General features: G+C 68.1%; 15 protein-coding genes. 10 read left to right on the forward strand and 5 right to left on the reverse strand.

Annotation, left to right across the window (positions count from 1 at the left end):
* Positions 1-392 precede the first annotated feature (392 nt).
* Entirely contained in the window at positions 393-1,604 is a 1,212-nt protein-coding gene (tyrS, locus tag AC5P76_RS10380) for a tyrosine--tRNA ligase (protein ID WP_074902135.1), read from the reverse strand.
* Positions 1,605-1,772: 168 nt separating this feature from the next.
* On the opposite strand from tyrS, the gene AC5P76_RS10385 reads away from it, so the two are divergent.
* Both AC5P76_RS10385 and AC5P76_RS10390 read left to right on the forward strand, forming a co-directional pair.
* Positions 1,773-3,245 (forward strand): M23 family metallopeptidase, encoded by a 1,473-nt coding sequence (locus tag AC5P76_RS10385; RefSeq protein WP_053516486.1) that lies wholly within the window; start codon positions 1,773-1,775, stop codon positions 3,243-3,245.
* A gap of 64 nt (positions 3,246-3,309) precedes the next feature.
* Positions 3,310-4,437 carry an anhydro-N-acetylmuramic acid kinase gene (locus AC5P76_RS10390; RefSeq protein ID WP_495222741.1) on the forward strand — a complete coding sequence of 376 codons (1,128 nt, stop codon included), beginning with the start codon at positions 3,310-3,312 and terminating at the stop codon, positions 4,435-4,437.
* A 128-nt stretch (positions 4,438-4,565) separates the two neighbouring features.
* Here AC5P76_RS10390 and AC5P76_RS10395 read toward each other — a convergent pair whose 3' ends face one another.
* The 3 genes from AC5P76_RS10395 to AC5P76_RS10405 all read right to left on the reverse strand — a co-directional run bounded on the left by AC5P76_RS10395 (position 4,566) and on the right by AC5P76_RS10405 (position 6,976).
* Entirely contained in the window at positions 4,566-4,796 is a 231-nt protein-coding gene (locus AC5P76_RS10395; protein WP_053516488.1) for a hypothetical protein, read from the reverse strand.
* Positions 4,797-4,874: 78 nt separating this feature from the next.
* On the reverse strand, positions 4,875-6,179 hold the full coding sequence (locus AC5P76_RS10400) for an AmpG family muropeptide MFS transporter (protein ID WP_322523087.1): 1,305 nt from the start codon (positions 6,177-6,179) through the stop codon (positions 4,875-4,877).
* Positions 6,176-6,976 (reverse strand): exodeoxyribonuclease III, encoded by an 801-nt coding sequence (locus tag AC5P76_RS10405; protein ID WP_495222742.1) that lies wholly within the window; start codon positions 6,974-6,976, stop codon positions 6,176-6,178. Before AC5P76_RS10405 ends, AC5P76_RS10400 begins: the two co-directional genes overlap by 4 nt.
* A 162-nt stretch (positions 6,977-7,138) precedes the next feature.
* On the opposite strand from AC5P76_RS10405, the gene pyrE reads away from it, so the two are divergent.
* From pyrE to AC5P76_RS10445, 8 genes are all read left to right on the forward strand, one after another.
* Positions 7,139-7,798 carry an orotate phosphoribosyltransferase gene (gene pyrE, locus AC5P76_RS10410; RefSeq protein ID WP_065174233.1) on the forward strand — a complete coding sequence of 220 codons (660 nt, stop codon included), beginning with the start codon at positions 7,139-7,141 and terminating at the stop codon, positions 7,796-7,798.
* A 19-nt stretch (positions 7,799-7,817) separates the two neighbouring features.
* Entirely contained in the window at positions 7,818-8,480 is a 663-nt protein-coding gene (locus AC5P76_RS10415; RefSeq protein ID WP_253119854.1) for a hypothetical protein, read from the forward strand.
* 174 nt (positions 8,481-8,654) lie between these two features.
* Complete coding sequence (locus AC5P76_RS10420; RefSeq protein ID WP_053516498.1) at positions 8,655-8,747, forward strand: potassium-transporting ATPase subunit F; 93 nt, start codon at positions 8,655-8,657, stop codon at positions 8,745-8,747.
* A 12-nt stretch (positions 8,748-8,759) separates the two neighbouring features.
* A complete protein-coding gene (kdpA, locus tag AC5P76_RS10425; protein WP_065181998.1) occupies positions 8,760-10,466 on the forward strand; it encodes a potassium-transporting ATPase subunit KdpA in 1,707 nt (568 codons plus the stop codon).
* A gap of 10 nt (positions 10,467-10,476) precedes the next feature.
* The gene (gene kdpB / locus AC5P76_RS10430) at positions 10,477-12,534 is read left to right on the forward strand and encodes a potassium-transporting ATPase subunit KdpB (protein ID WP_065174230.1); all 2,058 of its coding nucleotides are present in this window, start codon (positions 10,477-10,479) and stop codon (positions 12,532-12,534) included.
* A complete protein-coding gene (gene kdpC / locus AC5P76_RS10435) occupies positions 12,531-13,181 on the forward strand; it encodes a potassium-transporting ATPase subunit KdpC (protein ID WP_065182000.1) in 651 nt (216 codons plus the stop codon). The genes kdpB and kdpC overlap by 4 nt, the downstream gene beginning before the upstream one ends.
* Before the next feature lie 36 nt (positions 13,182-13,217).
* Positions 13,218-15,872: an ATP-binding protein gene (locus AC5P76_RS10440; protein ID WP_495222743.1), complete on the forward strand. Its 2,655-nt coding sequence runs from the start codon at positions 13,218-13,220 to the stop codon at positions 15,870-15,872.
* A complete protein-coding gene (locus AC5P76_RS10445) occupies positions 15,853-16,566 on the forward strand; it encodes a response regulator transcription factor (RefSeq protein WP_053516504.1) in 714 nt (237 codons plus the stop codon). Before AC5P76_RS10440 ends, AC5P76_RS10445 begins: the two co-directional genes overlap by 20 nt.
* Positions 16,567-16,604: 38 nt before the next feature.
* Here the strand turns inward: AC5P76_RS10445 and AC5P76_RS10450 are convergent, their stop codons facing one another.
* Positions 16,605-18,947: a phosphomannomutase/phosphoglucomutase gene (locus AC5P76_RS10450; protein WP_253119858.1), complete on the reverse strand. Its 2,343-nt coding sequence runs from the start codon at positions 18,945-18,947 to the stop codon at positions 16,605-16,607.
* Positions 18,948-18,956: the final 9 nt, after the last annotated feature.

Raw genomic sequence — 18,956 nt, forward strand, 5'->3', positions numbered from 1 at the left:
AAACGTCTGCAAGATGGACAGTCATCCTTCCTGCAGGCGCCTTCACAAGATACCTGCGCATACTTTCAAAGATCCGGGGAAGTGGCCTCAGCGCCGTTCCCGTGTGCTGCGAAGTTTCCTTCGTAGCGAGCCGCCCATTATGCCAGACTTTTTCAGTCCGTCAACACCTTCGTTCGATCATCTCGTTCGGGGTGGTGGGCGCCCTGGTGTCGCTCAAGCCCCTTGTTGGCGGCCCCTGCGACGGGGGAGGGAAAGTATGTCCCTGTTCGCCCCATTTGTGAAGGGGGTGTGGCGACTTTTTTCATCGGATGTTGGCGCCGTTCATCCGACCGGCGCCGCATGAACAGCGCCACGAGCGGCCGGGCGTGTGCCCGGCGCTTGTCCGACAGGTCTCAGGCCGCGATCAGGCGCACACGGGCGAATGTGCGCTTGCCGACCTGCAGCAGGCCTTCGAAGCCCGGCTGCAGCACCTGCTGACCATCTTCCACGACCTCGCCATCCACCTTGACGGCGCGCTCCTTGAGCTTTCGGTTGGCTTCGGAGTTGCTCGGAGTCAGCCCGGCAGCGGTCAGCAGCGCCGCGATGCGCAGGCCTTCGGCCGGAATCGCCACGTCCTGCAGCGGCAACTGGGTGATGTCGCCCTGTCCGGTCACCGCCGCTTCCCAGCCGGCAATGGCCTGTTCGGCGGCGGCTGCGTCGTGGAAGCGGGTTGCCAGCTCCCGCGCCAGGCGCAGCTTCACCACGCGCGGGTTGAGACCGCCGCTGGCCACCTGCTCCCGCAGCTGCGCGGCCTCGGCCTGGCTGATATCGAAGGACAGCAGTTCGATCCAGCGCCACATCAGGGCATCGTCCACCTTCATGGTCTTGGTGACGATGTCGATGGCCGGCTCGCTGATGCCGATGTAGTTGCCCAGCGACTTGGACATCTTGTTGACGCCATCCAGACCTTCCAGCAGCGGCATGGTCAACACCACCTGGGGCTTCTGCCCGTGGTGTTCCTGCAGGCCACGCCCCATCAGCAGGTTGAACTTCTGGTCGGTACCGCCCAGTTCGACGTCCGCCTCCAGGGCGACCGAGTCGTAGCCCTGCACCAGCGGGTACAGGAACTCGTGGATGGCGATGGACTGCTGTGCGGCGTAGCGCTTGGCGAAATCGTCGCGCTCGAGCATGCGTGCCACGGTGTGCTGGCCGGCCAGGCGGATCATGTCGGCCGCCCCCATGCTGCCGAACCACTCCGAATTGAAGCGGACTTCGGTACGGCTGCGGTCCAGCACCTTGAACACCTGTTCCTCGTAGGTGCGGGCATTGGCCAGCACATCCTCGCGGCTGAGCGGCTTGCGGGTCAGGCTCTTGCCCGAAGGGTCGCCGATCATGCCGGTGAAGTCGCCGATCAGGAAGATGACCTGATGACCGAGGTCCTGGAACTGGCGCATTTTGTTCAGCAGCACCGTATGACCCAGATGCAGGTCCGGCGCGGTGGGGTCGAAGCCAGCCTTGATCCGCAGCGGACGGCCTTCCTGCAGGCGCGCACGCAGATCCTCGAGCTTGAGGATCTCGTCGGCACCGCGGCCGATCAGGGAAAGGGCTTCTTCAATCGAGGACACGTGACTACTCCCGGCAACGCCGATTCTTGTGTGGGGGTGTTAAAGCCAAGTTAACCCGATTGGCTTCACAAAAGCCAATGGGCACAAGGGTTTGACGCGCTTTTCTCAGGTGTCTATGGTAACCGGCGTTCAGGCCCGCGCTCCCGGGCCAGCCAGGAAAAACCGCCGATGCACAACTCCGAACAAGGGCGCGCACGCAAGCAGCGCTTCCAGGAACGCCTTCACGTCCTGCACGACAACGCCCTGCATCGGAAGCTCAGGCAACATCTTCCCGCCGCCTTCAATGAGCGCTGGACCCGGCGTCACTGGATGCATGCCAGCCTGTTCGCGACCATCGGTGCGCTGGTCGCCACGATCGTCCCCGGTTTCTCGCACACCATCGACGCCCCCTACGCCGACAGCCACACCAGCCTGGCCCTGCCCTTGCCGCCGCTGTCGCTGGCCCGCCAGCAGCAGGTGCCGGGTGACAGCTGGCAGGTCCTGCGCGTACAACGTGGCCAGACCCTCAGCGAGCTGTTCGACCAGGCCGGCATTCCGGCGACCACCCTGCACCGCGTACTGGACCACCCCGGTGCCCGCGAATCGCTGACGAAGCTGCGTCCGGGCGCTGAGATCGCCTTCGACATGCCGCTGTCCGGCGACCTGCGCAGCATCCGCTTCGACCGCGACGGCGAGAACCGGGTCGAGCTGAGCCTGGCCGGCGACAACATCAAGGAAACCGTGACCAAGCGCGAGACCTCCACGCGCACGGTGGTCACCAGTGGTGAGATCACCAGTTCGCTGTATGCCGCAGCGCGCCGGGCCGGGCTGTCACCGTCGGCGATCGCCACCATGACCGACGACATCTTCAAGTACGACATCGACTTCTCCAAGGACCTGCAGCCGGGCGACCGCTTCAGCGTGGTGATGGATGAGACCTGGCGCGAGGGCGAAAAGGTCGATACCAGCAAGATCCTGGCCGCGACCTTCACCACCGGCGGCAAGACCTATTCGGGCTTCCGCTTCGAACGCAACGGCAAGTCCGAGTACTACGACATCAATGGGCGCTCGCTGAAGAAGAGCTTCATCCGCATGCCGATCCCGTTCGCGCGCCTGAGCTCGACCTTCGGCGCGCGCAAGCACCCGGTGCTGGGCAAGATGCGCATGCACAAGGGCGTGGACTACGCCGCCCGCACCGGCACGCCGATCATGGCGGCCGGCGATGCGCGCGTGCAGTTCGCCGGCGTGCAGCGCGGCTACGGCAATGTGGTGATCCTCGACCACGGTCGTGGCCACACCACCCTGTACGGGCACATGTCGCGCTTTGCGAACATCCGCACCGGCCAGCGCGTGGCGCAGGGCACGGTGATCGGCTATGTCGGCTCGACCGGCCTGGCCACCGGCCCGCACCTGCACTACGAATTCCGCGTCAACGGCGTGCACCGCAACCCGCTGACGGTGACCATGCCGCCGCCGGAGCCGCTCAAGGGCGCCGAGCTGGCCGCCTTCCGCGCCCAGACCGCGCCGGCGATGGCGCGCATCCAGGGCATGGAGAAGCTGATCTACGCCGACGCCAGCCCGGCGCCGACCGGTCGGGACGAGGCGGCCACGGAGGTGGCCAGCGCCAAGGACACGCAGACCCGCGGCCGCAAGCGCGGCTGAGACCTGCGTTGACGAACAAGGACGCGGCAGCCCAAGCTTGCCGCGTCCTTTTCTTTTGCGCGCCATGAGCACACCTGCCGACGCCAACACTCCCCTGTACCTGGGCCTGATGTCAGGCACCAGCGCCGACGGTATCGATGCCGCGCTGGTGCAGTTTCCCGACGAGGGCGGCTGCCGCTTCGTGCATGGCCTGACGGCGCGCTGGGAGCCCCTGCTGCGCGCGCGGCTGGTGGCGCTGGGCGAAGGGGGGCCGCTGGCGTCGCTGGAGGAGCTTGGCGAACTCGACGCGCGGATCGCGATCGCCTTCGCCGACGCCGCCAACCAGTTGCTGGAGGAATCCGGCGTGGACCGCACCCGGGTGCGGGCGATCGGCTCGCATGGGCAGACCGTGCGCCACCGGCCGCTGGCCGATCCGGCCTTCACCGTGCAGCTGGGTGACGGCAACCGCATCGCCGAGCTGACCGGGATCACCACGGTGTGCGATTTCCGCCGCCGCGACGTGGCTGCCGGCGGTCATGGCGCACCGCTGATGCCGGCCTTCCACCTCGGCATGCTGGGCACGGCCGACGAGGACCGGGCCGTGCTCAACCTGGGCGGCATCGCCAATCTGACCCTGATCCCGCGGGAGGGTGCCGTACGCGGCTTCGACACCGGTCCAGCCAATGCGCTGATGGATGCGTGGTGCCAGCGCCACACCGGGCGCACCTTCGATGCCGAAGGCGCCTATGCCGCCAGCGGTGTGGTGGATGGCCCCCTGCTGGCGGGCTGGCGTGCGGACCCCTGGTTCGACCTGCCCCCGCCGAAGAGTACCGGTCGCGAACAGTTCCATCTGGCGTGGGCGGAGGCGCACATGGGTGAAGGCCAGTACGCCGCTGCCGATGTGCAGGCGACCCTGCTTGAGCTGACCGTGGCGACCGTGGCCGATGCGCTGTTGGCGCAGCAGCCGCAGACACGCAGACTGCTGGTCTGTGGCGGCGGCGTGCACAACCGGCAGTTGATGAAACGGCTGGCCGAGCGGCTGCCGGCGCTGCAGGTGGAATCCAGCGCCGTGCATGGGTTGGACCCGGAGTACGTGGAAGCCATGGGCTTCGCCTGGCTGGCGCAGCGGACGATGGATGGGCTGGCGGGGAACCTGCCGAGTGTCACCGGCGCAAAGGGACCGCGGATTCTCGGCGCGATCCATCTGGCCTGAGGCGGCACCCGCCGCCGGGCATGGCCCGGCGCTACCCCCTTCGGCATCCTCCGCCGGGCGTGGCCCGGCGCGCGCCCTTCGGCGACCAACTGGTAGCGCCGGGCCATGCCCGGCGGTGAGGTATCAGATCAATCGAAGCCCTGCCCGGCCGGCAGCGCCTGCAGCGCGATGATGGCCGCAGCGAGCGCATCGACCTCGGTATCGCCAAAACCGGAGCGGACCTCCAGCTCGCTGCTGAACAACCCTTGTTCCAGCAACGCCGCACAGGTCTGTTCGTGGCTCCAGCCACGGGCAACCGCGACCCGCCGGATGCGTTCCAGCAGCAGCGGGTCCAGGTCCCGCAGCACAACATCAGCCATGCTCACTTCCCCGTTCGCAGGGCACCGCCCCCTCGGCGCGTCGGGGGCGATGATCCCGCAGACCGGGCGGGCAGGCAATCAGGCGGCCGGCGGTGGCCCACGGTCGACGATGCGCGGCCACAGCCAGACCAGCAGCAGCAGGGTCGGCACCACGGTGACCGAGCTGAGGATGAAGAACGTGCTGTAGGAAGTGGCCTCGACGATGTAGCCCGACACACCGCCGACGAACTTGCCGGGCAGGTTGGCCAGGGAGACCAGCAGCGCATACTGGGTGGCGGTGAAGTTGCGGTCCGTCAACGACGACATGAAGGCGACCAGCACGGTGCCTGCAAAGCCCTGGAACAGGTTGTCGGCACTGAGGGCGGCATAGAACGCCCACAGCTTGCCCGGGTTGTGCGCCATCAGCAGGAAGGCCAGATTGGACAGCGCCACGCCCAGTGCCGCCACCAGCAGCATGCGCCGGAAGCCAAACGCGGCCACCGCGATGCCTCCCAGGAAGGCACCGCCGATGCCCATCCACACCCCGAACAGTTTGGAGACCGTGGCGATGTCGGCCTTGTCGAAGCCGGAATCGAGGTAGAACGGCCCCGCCATCACCCCGATCACCTGGTCAGGGAACTTGAACAGGCCGACAAAGGCCAGCAGCACCAGCGCCAATGCCACGCCGTTGCGGCTGAAGAAACTTGTGATCGGCTGGACGAAGGCTTCGGCGACATCGATGCGGCGCTGCACGGCGGTGGCGGGACGCTCCGGTTCGGCGCACAGCAGCGTGGTGATGATCGGCAGCAGCATCAGGGCGGCCATCGCCAGATACGCGATGACCCAGCCTTCAAACTGGGCCAGATACAGCGCGCCGGCACCGGCCAGGATCAGGCCGATCCGGTAACCCAACGTGTAGGTGGCCGCCAGCGCGGCCTGAGCGGTCTGCGGCGCGATCTCGATACGGTAGGCATCCACGGCCGAATCCTGGGTGGCGCCGGCAAAGGACGCCACCAGCACCCACATCACCAGGGGCCAGACGCCCTGTTCGGGGCGCACGAAGGCCAACGCGATCAGTCCGACCAGCACCATGACCTGCGATACCAGCAGCCAGGAGCGACGACGGCCGAGCCGGCCCAGCAACGGGAAGGCATACCGATCCAGCAGCGGTGCCCACAGGAACTTGAGCAGGTAGAAGAAACTGGCCAGGCTGATCAGGCCGATGCTGCCCAGGTCCAGCCCCACATCGCGCAGGCGCGTGGACAAGGTCTGCGACGCGATCAGCAGGAACGGCAGGCCACTGCCGAAACCCATCATGGCCATGGTCAGCGCCGACGGTGTACCGAAGGCGCGCTTGATTCCTGCCCAGCCTTTGTAGCTGACCGGCCTGGCCGCCTCGCTCACAGGTCGTAGTCCACGGTGAACGGGGCGTGGTCGGAGAAGCGCTCTTCGCGGTAGATCGAGCAGCCACGCAGTTTGTCGCGCAGGCCCGGCGTGATGAACTGGTAGTCGATGCGCCATCCCACGTTGTTGGCGCGGGCCGCCCCGCGGTTGCTCCACCAGGTGTAGTCCTCCCCGGTGGGATTGAGCAGGCGATACGCATCGGCCCAGCCACGACCGGACGCCACGTCGGTGGCCTGGCCATGATCGGCGCACAGCGCGTTGAGCCAGTCGCGCTCTTCGGGCAGACAGCCGGAATTCTTCTGGTTGGACTTCCAGTTCTTGATGTCCAGCGCCGACCGCACGATGTTCCAGTCGCCACACAGCACGTAGTCGCGACCGCTGCGCGCCCACTCCTCCAGGATCGGCCGCAGCCACTCCATCACTTCGAACTTGAATCCCTGGCGCAGGTCGCCGGAGCTGCCGGACGGAATGTAGAAGGACACCACGCTGAGGTTGCCGAAGCGCGCCTCGATATAGCGCCCCTCATCGTCGAACGGCGCCCAGCCCAGCGAGGTGATGACCTGGTCCGGTTCCCGCCTGCTGTAGATCGCCACGCCGCTGTAGCCCTTCTTGGTGATGGCATCGCGGTAGAAGCAATGGTGTCCGTCGGGCCGGAACATCGGGTCGGTCAGCTGGTCTTCCTGGGCCTTGGTCTCCTGGAGGCACAGGACGTCGGCGTCCTGGGCGCGGAACCAGTCGAGGAAGCCTTTGGTCGCGGCGGAACGGATGCCATTGGCGTTGAAACTGATGATGCGCATGCGGGGGACCTACGGCGGGAAACCGGGCAAGCATACCGGTTGGCTGCTGGGCTGCGCAGTCCGGCGGACGCGGCCGGACGGCCCCCCGGAAGAGCGCCGACGAGCGCGGAAGGCCCGGCTGCATTAGGATTTGTGCTCCAAATGAAGATGAATCGAGTTTTGATGAGCGACCACCGTCACCGTTTCCTGCAGCTGGCCCTGACCGCCGACGCCCTGCGCTTCGGCCAGTTCACCCTCAAGTCCGGCCGGCTGAGCCCCTATTTCTTCAACGCCGGTCGCTTCGACTCCGGCTCGCTGCTGTCCCAGCTCGGCGCCTGTTATGCCGATGCCATCGACGCCAGCGGGGTCAAGTACGACGTGGTGTTCGGCCCGGCCTACAAGGGCATTCCGCTGGCCACGGCAATGGCCTGCGAGCTGGCCCAGCGTGGCCGCGACCTGCCGCTGTCGTTCAACCGCAAGGAAGCCAAGGACCATGGCGAAGGCGGCCAGCTGATCGGCGCCGACATGAATGGCAAGCGCGTGCTGATCGTCGATGACGTGATCACTGCGGGTACTGCGATCCGCGAAGCGCTGGCCATCATCCGCGCGGCAGGCGGCACTCCGGCCGGCATCGTGGTCGCTCTGGATCGCCAGGAGATCGCTTCAGAAGCCGATCGCCGCTCGGCGGCGCAGGCAGTGGCCGAGGAAGCCGGCATCCCGGTGATCGCAGTGGCCTCGCTGGGCGACCTGCTTGATTTCGCCTCGGGAAACCCGGAACTTGTCGGCTACCGGCAGCCGCTGGAAGCCTATCGGGCCCAGTACGGCGTCCGCTCCACACGCTGACCGCCAGGGGGAAGGCCGCATGTCCCGAATTCCTGCTGTTCTCTTCACCGGCCTGCTGCTGGCCCTGCCGTTCACCGTGGCGGGGCAGTCGCGGGGCGGCGACAAGGTCGAGAAGAAGCTGTACTGCTGGAACGAGGGCCAGGAGCGGATCTGCAGCGATGCGCTTCCTGCCGATGCGGTCAACCACGCGCGCGACGAGTTCAATGCCCGCAGTGGGCTGCGCAATGCGCAGGTGCAGCGCGCGCTGACCGACGAAGAACGTGCCGCCGCCAGTACCGCGGCGGCGCAGCAGCAGCTGGACCGGATGGCCGAGCAGACCCGCCAGCGCACCGAGCAGGCGATGCTGACCACCTACGGCAGCGAAGACGACCTGCGGCGGGTGTTCGCCGAGCGCCAGGAAGTGCTCGACAACAACCTCAAGACCGCGCAGTACAACGTGGCCAGCCTGCGTGAATCGCTGGTCGCGCTGCTGTCGGCGGCCGGCGACCGCGAGCTGGCGGGCGCCAAGGTGGGCGACCCGCAGGCCGAAGCGATCCGCCAGCGGCACGTACAGCTGCAGTCGCAGCAGCGCCTGCAGTCCGGCTTCCTGCAGCAGCAGCAGGCGTTGAAGGCGGAGATCGAAAGCACCCTGCAGCGCTATCGCGAACTGAAGGGCCTGGCGCCGGCTGCCCCGGCTGGCTGAAAACGCTCCTGCCGCCGGGCATGGCCCGGCGCTACCCGTGGCCAGGTTACGGCCTGACGCGCGGAATTTATGCAGTCTTTACGCGCCGGCCCGGTCCGCCGGGTAGTGCGTTTACGGGGCGCAGGCCGACCATGACGGCCTGAGGTGGAGGGGTTCCACCAGGACGCAATTCCCATGTCCCCCTGGCTGTCGTTGGTGTGTGGCGTGCTGGTGCTGATCGCCGCCGCCTATCTTCTGTATGTCGTGCTGCGGCCCGAGTCGTTCTGAGCGGAGCCGGCCATGATTGAAATTCTTGTCATTCTTGCTGCCAGCGTCGCGCTGGCATGGCCGCTGGGACTGTACCTGGCGCGCGTGATGCGGGGCACGCCGATGAAGGTCGACGTGCTGTTCCGTTGGATCGAAACGCCGCTGTACAAGGTCTTCGGCGTCGATCCCGCACGCTCGATGTCCTGGCGTGGCTACGTGCTGGCATTCCTGCTCAGCAATGGGGTGGTGGCGGTGCTGACCCTGGCGGTGTTCATGACCCAGGCGTGGTTGCCGCTGAATCCGGACCAGATCCCGAACATGCGCTGGGACACCGCGCTGCACACGATGATCTCGTTCCTGACCAACACCAACCAGCAGCACTATTCGGGCCAGGCGCAGCTGTCCTACCTCTCGCAGATGACCGGGATCACCGGTCTGCAGGTGGTGACCCCGATGATGGGCCTGGCGCTGGCGGTGGCCACACTGCGCGCGCTGTTCGCGCCGGCGCCGCAGTCGGCCACAGGCAGCGCCGGCGATGACCGCCAGGTCGCAGTGGGCAACTACTACACCGACGTGGTGCGCCTGTGCGTGCGCGTCCTGTTGCCGCTGTGCCTGCTGTGGACACTGCTGCTGACCAGCCAGGGCGTGCCGTCGACGCTGGCGGCGGGGCCGCAGGCTACGCCGATCGATGCCTCCGCCGGCATGACGACGCAGAAGCTGCCGCTGGGTCCGGTCGCGGCGATGGTCGCCGCCAAGCAGCTGGGCGCCAACGGCGGCGGCTGGTATGGCCCGAACAGCAGCTTCCCGCTGGAGAATCCGACGCCGGTTTCGAACCTTCTCGAAGTGATCGGCATCCTGCTGGTACCGATGGCGGTGATCTTCATGATCGGGGCATTCACCGGGCGACGTCGCTTCGGCGCGCTGGTGTTCGTCTGCATGCTGGGAATGTCGCTGCTGTCCACCGGCGCCATGGTGTGGAGCGAAGGCCACAGTGCCAGTGCGGCCACGCCCCTGCTGATGGAGGGCAAGGAAGTACGTTTCGGCGCCGACGGCACCGCGTTGTGGGCGGCGGTGACGACGCAGGTGTCCAATGGCTCGGTGAACGGCATGCACGATTCGCTGGCCCCGCTGAGCGGTGGCATTGCCCTGGTCAACATGCTGGTCAGTGCGATCTGGGGTGGCATCGGCTGCGGCCTGCAGCAGTTCATCGTCTACCTGTTGCTGGGCGTGTTCCTGGCGGGGTTGATGACGGGCCGGACGCCGGAACTGTTCGGTCGCAAGCTGGAGACCCCGCAGGTGCGCCTGCTGGCCCTGCTGGTGCTGCTGCAGCCCATCACCCTGCTGGTGTTCACCGCGGTCACTCTGGCCGTGCCCGGCCTGGCCGGCACCTCCAATCCCGGCTTCCACGGCATCAGCCAGGTGTTCTACGAATACGTATCGGCCTACGCCAACAACGGTTCGGGCTTCGAGGGACTGGGTGATGCCACGCCGTGGTGGAACCTGAGCTGTTCGCTGGTGCTGCTGCTGGGTCGCTTTCCGCTGCTGGTGATTCCGCTGGTGGTTGCTGCCCAGCTCGCCGCCAAGCGGCAGGCACCGGAATCAGCGGGCAGCCTGCAGATCGAAACCCCGACGTTCGCCCTGACCCTGGTGTCGGTGATCGTCATCCTGACCGTGCTGCAGTTCATGCCGGCGCTGGTGCTTGGCCCGATCGCCGACCACCTGAGCCTGGGACTGCATTGAGGACACCCCCATGAGTAGCCACGCAACCTCAACCCGTAACCCGCTTGCGTCACGCCCTGCCCTGCTCGATGCGGCCGGCCTGCGCCGCGCACTGGTCGACGCCGTACGCAAGCTTTCACCGATGCATCTGGTGCGCAGCCCGGTGATGGCGGTGGTGATGGCCGGCACGATCGTCGCCGCGATCATCACCCTGACCGGCAACGCTCCACTGGGCTTCGGCCTGGCGGTGACCGTGATCCTGCTGGTCACCGTATTGTTCGGCAACTTCGCCGAGGCCGTCGCCGAAGCACGCGGCCGGGGCCAGGCCGCATCGTTGCGCCGTGCCCGCCAGGACCTGGTGGCGCGCCGACTGGCCGCCCCGCAGCCAGGGGCCGCAGAAACGCAGGTGCCGGCCGCCGAACTGCGCCCGGGCGACCACGTCATCGTCAGTGCCGGCGAGCTGGTGCCAGCCGATGGCGAGATCGTGCAGGGCCTGGCCACCATCAACGAAGCGGCGGTAACCGGCGAATCGGCACCGGTGCTGCGCGAAGCGGGTACCGATCGCTCCGGCGTGATCGGCGGTACCAAGGTGCTGTCCGACCAGATCGTCGTGCGTGTGACCGCCGAGCCGGGCCACAGCTTCCTGGACCGGATGATCGCGCTGGTGGAAGGCGCCAACCGGCAGAAGACACCGAACGAGGTCGCCCTGACCCTGCTGCTGGCGGCGATGACGCTGACCTTCCTGGTGGTGGTGGCGACATTGCCGGCCATCGGCGCCCATGTCGGCGTCCAGGTCGATCCACTGCTGCTGATCGCACTGCTGGTCTGCCTGATCCCGACCACCATCGGCGGACTGCTGCCGGCCATCGGCATCGCCGGCATGAACCGCGCCCTGGCGGCCAACGTGCTGGCCAAGTCGGGCAAGGCGGTGGAAGTGGCCGGCGACGTCGATGTGCTGCTGCTGGACAAGACCGGCACCATCACCTACGGCGACCGCCAGGCCAGCCACTTCCATGCGTTGGCGGGAATCGACGCCAGCCAGCTGCGCGACGCGGCCCTGTTGTCCTCGCTGGCCGACCCGACCCCGGAAGGCAAGTCGATCGTGCGCCTGGCACGCGAGCAGGGGTGCACCACCGCCGAGCCGGAGCAGGCCGTCTACCTGGCCTTCAGTGCGCAGACCCGCATGTCCGGCGTTGACCTTGCCCATGGCCGGCAGATCCGCAAGGGTGCGCTGGATGCGATCCGCAACCATGTGCAGGCGCAGGGAGGCGTGGTGCCGGCCGAGCTGGGCGGGCGCGTCGAACAGGTCGCCCGCAACGGCGCCACGCCGCTGGTGGTGGCGGAAGGTCGCCATGTGCTGGGCGTGATCGAACTGTCGGACGTGGTCAAGCACGGCATGCGCGAGAAGTTCGCACAGCTGCGGGCGATGGGCATCCGGACGGTGATGATCACCGGTGACAACCCGCTGACCGCGGCCGCCATCGCTGCCGAAGCCGGCGTCGACGACTACATCGCCGAAGCCCGGCCCGAGGACAAGCTGGCACGCATCCGCCAGGAACAGGCCGGGGGCCGTCTGGTGGCGATGGTCGGCGATGGCACCAACGATGCGCCGGCGCTGGCCCAGGCCGACATCGGGCTGGCCATGAACTCCGGCACGCAGGCCGCCAAGGAAGCCGGCAACATGGTCGACCTGGATTCGGATCCGGCCAAGCTGCTGGCGGTGGTGGAGGTAGGCAAGCAGCAGCTGATCACCCGCGGCGCGCTGACCACCTTCTCGCTGGCCAACGATGTCTCCAAGTACTTCGCGATCCTGCCGGCGCTGTTCGCCGCGGCGGTACCCGCGATGGCGGCGCTGAACGTGATGCAGCTGTCCAGTCCGCGCAACGCGGTGCTGGCCGCGCTGATCTTCAACGCCCTGGTGATTCCCGCTCTGATTCCGCTGGCTCTGCGGGGCGTGCGCTTCCGCCCGGCCACGGCCACCGCGCTCCTGCGCCGGAACATGCTGGTGTACGGCCTGGGTGGCGTGCTGCTGCCGTTCGCGGCGATCAAGGCGATCGACCTCCTTCTTGTCCTGGTATCCGGCTCATGAACCGCTCTGCTTCCACTTCTTCTTCCCTTCCGCGCGAAGCCAAGGCCGCATCCCGCATGGCCCGCCTGCAGGACGACGCCAGCTGGCGCCCGGCGATCGGCCTGGGTGTGGCGACCCTGCTGCTGGCCGGTGCGGTCTACGCCGGCATCGCCACCGGTTTTGCCGGCCTGGCGTACCCGATGCAGGCCGAAGGCAGCCTGCTGCGCGATGGCAGCGGCCAAGTGCGTGCGTCGGCGTGGCTGGCGCAGCCGTTCACTGGCGATGGCTACTTCCAGGCGCGGCCATCGGCCGCCAACTATGACCCGATGGCGGCGGCCGGCTCCAACCTGGCACGCAGCAACCCTGCGTTGACCGAGCGCGTCGCCGCAAGCACGGCTGCGGTCGCAGCGCGCGAAGGCGTCGCACCGGACCAGGTGCCGGCGGACCTCGTCACCCAATCCGGCGGCGGGCTCGATCCGCAGCTGACGCCGGCGGCGGCGCAGTTGCAGGTGGCCCGCGTGGCGCGTGCCCGGGGCCTGCCGGTGGAACGTGTGCAGGCGCTGCTGCAGGCCCACACCGAGGGACGCCAATGGGGTCTGTTCGGCCAGCCGCGGGTGAACGTGGTGACGCTGAACTTCGCGCTGGACCACGCAGCCGCCAGGCCGTGATGCGATCGTGCACCCGCTGCGCGCACAATGGCCGCCATGACTGACCTGCGAACCCGCCAGGCCGACGCCCTGGTGGAAGGCCTGCAACGCGAAGCCGGTGGCAAGCTGACGGTATTCCTCGGCGCGGCGCCGGGCGTGGGCAAGACCTACACGATGCTCAACCGCGCGCAGGAACAGCTGCGCCGGGGGGTCGACCTGGTGGTGGGTCTGGTGGAGACGCACGGCCGTGCCGATACCCAGGCGCTGCTGGAAGGACTGCCACGGCTGCGGCTGAAGGACGTGGCCTACCACGGCCACGCCCTGCAGGAAATGGACCTGGATGCCGTGCTGGCGCGGCGCCCGGCGCTGGTGCTGGTCGACGAACTGGCACATCGCAATGCACCGGGCAGCCGCCACGAGCGACGCTGGCAGGATGTCATGGAGCTTCTGGATGCGGGCATCGATGTCTGGACCACGGTCAACATCCAGCACCTGGAAAGCCTCAATGACGTGGTGATGCGCATCACCGGGGTGCGGGTCAGCGAAACCGTGCCGGACGGTGTGCTCGACCGCCTGCACGACATCGTGCTGGTGGACCTGCCGCCACGCGAACTGATCGCCCGCCTGCAGCAGGGCAAGGTGTACGTGCCGGAGCAGGCGGCACAGGCACTGCAGGCGTTCTTCTCGCCGGCCAACCTGACCGCACTGCGCGAGCTGGCCATGCAGGAAGCCGCTGATCGTGTCGACAGCAGCCTGCGCGAGACCCGTGCCGCACGCGGCGAGGGCAACCTGCCGCTGCGCCGCGGCGTACTGGTGGCGATCGATGGTGGCGGGCAGAGCGAGTATCTGGTGCGGGTCGCGCGCCGCATTGCCGAACGGCGCGATGCGCCGTGGACGGTGGTGACGGTGCAGGGACGACGCCAGGACGAAGCGACCCGACGCGAGATCGACGCGGCGTTCGCGCTGGCACGTCGCCTGGGCGGCGATGCCGAACTGCTGCATGGCTCCAGCATCGCCGATGCCCTGCTCGACCACGCCGCGCACAACGGTGTCTCGACCCTGGTGCTGGGCCGCACCCGCGAGCGGCCGCTGGCACGGATGTTCAACCGCACCCTGACCCAGCAGCTGATCCAGCGCGGTGCGCACTACGAGATCACCATCATCAGCACGCCGCAGGCACGTGCGCGTTCACGCCGCGAAGGCCTGTTGCCGCCGGCGCGCGGCATCAACCACGAACCACTGCAGGCCCTGCTCGCCACCGCGCTGGCCTGCCTGGTCGCGTGGCTGGTTGAACGCTGGGTGGGCATGGCCGACCTGTCGATGGTGTTCATCGTGGCGGTCGTGCTGGTCGCAGCCCGCACCCGCGCCAGCGTGGCGGTCATGGCCGCGATCCTGTGCTTCCTCGCCTACAACTTCCTGTTCATCGCACCACGCTTCACCTTCGCCATCGGCGCACGCCAAGGCGTGATCACCGTGTTCCTGTTCCTGGCAGCGGCACTGGTGGCCGGGCGCCTGGCATCACGGCTGCGCATGCAGGTGATCGCCCTGCGGGCCGCCAACCGGCATGCGCGCGCGCGGCAGCAGCTGGGGCGACAGCTGGCCAGCGCTGCCGGCGATGGCGAGGTGGCACTGGCCGGCCGCCATGCGCTGGAGCAGGCGATGGACGTGCCGGCATGGCTGCGGATCGGCGTGGACACCACCGCCGGCGGCCGCACCCTGCCCGGCGACACCGACCTGGCTGCCGCCGACTGGGCGCTGCGCCACGGCCAGCCCAGCGGGCGTTTCACCGATACGCTGGCCGGCGCGCAATGGTGGTTCCTGCCCCTGCTTGATGGCGAGGACCGTGCAATCGGCGTGGCCGGCGTGTATCTGCCAGGTGCACGCCTGCTGCCCGAGCAGCGCCAGCTGGCCGAAGCGATGGTGGACGACATTGCCCAGGCGGCATTGCGCACGCGGCTGGTGGCCGAGCTGGAGCGGGCGCACGTCAGCAACGAGACCGAGCGCCTGCGCTCTGCTCTGTTGTCTTCGGTATCGCACGATCTGCGCTCGCCGCTGGCGGCGATGATCGGATCGGCCGACAGCCTGGCCAGCTATGGCACGGCGATGGACGTGGCTGACCGCCGCGCGCTGCTGGACACCATCCTGGTCGAAGGCGAACGGCTGGACCGCTACATCCAGAACCTGCTGGACATGACCCGGCTGGGCCACGAAGGCCTGAAGATCAACCGCGACTGGATCGGGGTGGACGAGTTGATCGGGTCGGCCGCGCGACGGCTGCAGCGCTACCAGCCCAACGTGAGGCTGGAACTGGATATCCCGCCGACCCTGGCGCCGATCTGGGTGCATCCGGCGCTGGTCGAGCAGGCGGTATTCAATGTCATGGAGAACGCGGCCAAGTTCTCCCCCGCCGATGCCGCGGTACAGGTGCAGGCGCGCGAACTGGACGGCCAACTGCGCATCGACGTGATCGATGCCGGTCCCGGCATCCCCGACGAAGAGCGGGCACGCATCTTCGACATGTTCTACAGCGTCGAGCGTGGCGACCGTGGCCGCCATGGTACCGGTCTGGGCCTGACCATCTGCCAGGGAATGATCGGCGCGCATGGCGGCAGCGTGCAGGCGCTGCCGGGACGTGACGGTCGCGGTACCCTGATCCGCATCACCCTGCCCCTGCTCAAGCCAGCCTCCCACGATGAGCCCGACCCCGATTGATGCGAGCGTACCGGCCCCGCGCGTGCTGGTGATCGATGACGAGACCCAGATCCGCCGTTTCCTGGATATCAGCCTGCGGGCGCAGGGCTATCAGGTCAGGCAGGCCGCGACCGGCCAGGAAGGCCTGCAGCTGGCTGCCAGCGAGGACATGGACCTGGTGATCCTGGATATCGGCCTGCCGGACATGGAGGGCCACCAGGTGCTGGAGCAGCTGCGGCAATGGAGCCAGGTCCCGGTCATCATGCTGACCGTACGTGCCGGAGAAGCGGAAAAGGTGCGGGCGCTGGACAACGGTGCCAACGACTATGTGACCAAGCCCTTCGGCACGCAGGAACTGATGGCGCGGGTGCGCGCGCTGTTGCGGACACGCAGCGTGCCGACCGATGGCACGCCTCCGGTATTCGACGACGGCCATCTGCATGTGGACCTGGTGCGCCGGGAGGTGGCGATCGCGGGCGAACCGGTGGCGCTGACCCGCAAGGAGTACGCGCTGCTGTCGCTGCTGCTGCGCAATGCCGGCCGGGTGGTCACCCAGCCGCAGATCCTGCAGGAGATCTGGGGACCCACCCACCAGCACGACACGCACTATCTGCGCATCCTGGTGGGCAAGCTGCGGCACAAGCTGGGCGATTCGGCGCTGGATTCACGCTACCTGTTCACCGAACCTGGCGTCGGATTGCGTTTCAAGGGGTGAGGGTGTGCCGACCAACGGTCGGCACCCACCCGGATCGATCAGAACCCCAGCGGGGTGTCGCCGACGATCGGCTGCAGCTGGCTGCGGAACAGTGCCTGGATGCGCTCCAGCGCCGCCTCGTCGTCGCCCTCGAAGCGCAGCACCAGCACCGGGGTGGTGTTGGAGGCGCGCACCAGTCCCCAGCCGTCGGGGAAATCCACACGCAGGCCGTCGATGGTCGACAGGCGGCCACCCACATACGGGTTGTCCGGCGACTGCGCTGCCGCCACCAGCATCGCCACCAGGGCGTGCGGCGTACCCTCGGACACCGGCACCTTCAGCTCCGGTGTGGCCACCATCTCCGGCAGTCCGGACAGCACCTCATCCGGGGTTTCCTCGCGCTGGGCGAGGATCTCCAGCAGGCGCGCGGCGGCGTACAGCCCGTCATCGAAGCCGAACCAGCGTTCCTTGAAGAAGAAGTGGCCGCTCATCTCGCCCGCCAGCTCGGCGTCGGTCTCGCGCATCTTCGCCTTCATCAGCGAGTGCCCGGTCTTCCACATCAGCGGGCTGCCGCCGTTGCGCAGCACGTGGTCGGACAGCTTGCCCGTGCACTTCACGTCGTAGATCACCATCGCCCCGGGATTGCGCATCAGCACATCGGCGGCGAACAGCATCAGCAGGCGGTCGGCGTAGATGATCCTGCCCTCGCCGGTGACCACGCCCAGGCGGTCGCCGTCACCGTCGAAGGCCACGCCGAGATCAGCGCCAAAGCGTTTGACCGTCTGTACGAGGTCCTGCAGGTTGTCCGGCTCGCTGGGATCGGGATGATGATTGGGGAAGGTGCCATCAACATCGCAGTAAAGCGGAATCACCTCGGCACCGATCGCTTCCAGCAGCTGCGGGGCCAGCGCACCGGCAACCCCGTTGCCGGCGTCGGCCACCACCTTCAGCGGGCGGTCGAGCTGCACGTCGTCGGCGATCCGCTGGATGTAATCGGCGCCGACATCGCGCTGCTGGTAGTCACCCGGTTCGGCCGCCTGCACCAGGCGACCCTCGACGATGCGCTGGTACAGGCCGGTGATGGCATCGCCGGACAGCGTTTCGCCGCCGATGACGACCTTGAAGCCGTTGTACTCGGGAGGATTGTGGCTGCCGGTCACCGCCACGCAGGTGCCGGTACGCAGGTGGAATGCGGCGTAATAGACGACCGGCGTGGGCGCCAGGCCGATGTCGATGACCGCGCAGCCGGCACGGCGCAGGCCTTCGGCCAGGCCGGCTGCCAGCTCGGGGCCGGACAGGCGCCCGTCACGGCCGATCACCACCTCGCGCAGGCCCTGTTCCAGCGCAGCTGTACCGATGGCCTGGCCGATCAGCGCGGCGGTCTTTGCCGTCAGTTCGCTGCCCACCACACCGCGGATGTCGTAGGCCCGGAAGATACCCGCTGCCAGCGCTTCCGCCGGGACCGGCGGCGGAGGTGCCACTGTGGCGTCGGCGGCAGCTTCAGCGACCTGCGGTGGCGCCATCTGCAGGCTCTCGCGCAGCGTCGGGCCCTCATCCACCTCGACGGCGGACGTGCGCCGCGGCAGCGGCAGGCGCTTCGGCAGGCGGTCGCGACCGACCAGCAGCAGCACGGCGATGAAGGCCAGCAGCAGCGCGACGATGCCGCTGGCCAGCGCGCCCAGACCGAGCGGGCCGGGTTCGACGTTGGGCACGGCCGCTGCCAGCCGCAGCGGGGTGCCGGCAATCGGCCTGGCCTGCGCCTCGGCGATCTGCGCCAGGCCGGAATCGCCCTGGGTGACCAGATCGTGCGTGCCCTGGCGCAGGCCGAGGAAACCACTGGCAGGTGCGCGGATCTGATCCAGCGGCGCGGTCAGGCGCAGCAGCGGCTGACGGACGTAGACCACCGCCGCCCCCAAGCTGCCCAGTTGCACCGGCGCAGCCAGGCCGAGGCGGTTGCCTCCCCCATCGCGGACCACCCGCAGGCTCGGCCGGTCCTCGCCCAATGCCTGCTCCAGCAGGGCCAGGCGCGCATAGCCAAAGGTGGCCGGATCGGCGTAGGCAGCGGCCAGGTCGGCGCCCAGCACCTCCACCCGCTCCACGCCGGACCAGCTCTCGCGCAGGGCCAGCGCAGCGGCGGACGCATCGCCGGCCTGCAGCGCCTGCTGCAGGCGCTCGTTCTTCAACTGCTGCTGCAGCTGCTGCAACTGGCCGCTGGCGGCCTGTTGCAGGCCCTGCACGGCCTGGTCACGCGCCTCTTCCAGCGCCTTGCCACCTGCCTCCTGGCGCCACTGCTGCACGGCGCTCCAGCCGAACCAGCCGGCCAGCAACACGAGCAGCACTGCCAGCAGCGGTGCGCTGCGCCCCAACGACCGTCCCTGCTGCCTTTCCCCGATGCCGCTCATCAATGTCCC

It is taken from the genome of Stenotrophomonas sp. YJH_SMC_36 (genome assembly GCF_059369935.1).